Genomic DNA, 550 nt, shown 5'->3' on the forward strand with positions numbered 1-550 from the left:
GGTGAATCTGGTCGGGCACGCGGCCGCCCGGTACGCCGGCGACCCGCTGCCGGCCCTGGCCCGCCTGGGCGCGTTGCCCGGCGCCCGCTACGGCGGCACCCTCACCGGTGCGGACTGGGCGATCGGCTGCGCCTCCCCGGAAACCCTGATCGAGGTCGACGCGGGCCGCCTGATCACCCGGCCGATCAAGGGCACCCGGCCGGCCACCGCCGCAGGCCGGCGGGACCTGCTCGCCTCCACCAAGGAACGCGCCGAACACGTCATGATCGTCGACCTGGAGCGCAACGACCTGGCCCGCATCGCCCGGACCGGATCGGTCCGGGTGGACGAGCTGTTCGCCGTACGCCGGTGGTGCGACCTGTGGCAGGCGGAGTCGACGGTGTCGGCGGCGGCCGGCGACGGGCTGGGCCTGGCCGACCTGCTGCGCGCGGTCTGCCCGGGCGGGTCGGTCACCGGCGCGCCGAAGCTCGCCGCGCTGCACGAGATCGCGGCCCTGGAACCGGTCGGCCGGGGCGCCGGCATGGGCGCGCTCGGCTGGGTGGGACCCGGG

At 77.1% G+C, this 550-nt stretch carries 1 protein-coding gene; it reads left to right on the forward strand.

Annotated features, from left to right (window positions below; genetic code table 11):
* The coding region (locus tag DKL51_RS31770) for a chorismate-binding protein (protein WP_185734992.1) at window positions 1–550 on the forward strand (550 nt) is incomplete at both ends.

It is taken from the genome of Micromonospora globispora, assembly GCF_003857015.1.
GTDB lineage: Bacteria > Actinomycetota > Actinomycetes > Mycobacteriales > Micromonosporaceae > Micromonospora > Micromonospora globispora.